The sequence below is a fragment of the Micromonospora arborensis genome, assembly GCF_003205615.1.
Taxonomy (GTDB): domain Bacteria; phylum Actinomycetota; class Actinomycetes; order Mycobacteriales; family Micromonosporaceae; genus Micromonospora; species Micromonospora arborensis.
Genome location: NZ_PYBV01000202.1, coordinates 1 through 250 on the forward strand (window position 1 = coordinate 1; position 250 = coordinate 250).

A 250-nucleotide genomic window follows, 5' to 3' on the forward strand; every position below is an offset into this window, starting at 1 on the left:
GGTGATCGGCGCCGCCGACCTGGCCCGCAGGATCTGAAGCGGTCCGGGATGGGCCAGGGTGCGGGCGTGCCGCTGCGCGTGGTGTCGTACAACATCCACAGCCAGCGCGACGACACCGCCGCGCTGGCGGCGGTGGTCCGGGCCGCGACGCCGGACGTGGTGATCGTGCAGGAGGGGCCGCGCCGGTTCCGGTGGCGGCAGAAGTCCGCCACGTTGGCCGAGGCGTTCGGCCTGGTGGTGGCCGCCGGTG

1 pseudogene is annotated in these 250 nt (G+C 75.2%); it reads left to right on the forward strand.

Annotated elements, in window-relative coordinates:
• Positions 1–48: 48 nt before the first annotated feature.
• Positions 49–250 (forward strand): annotated as a pseudogene (locus C7C45_RS33440) (endonuclease/exonuclease/phosphatase family protein); the annotation flags it as partial.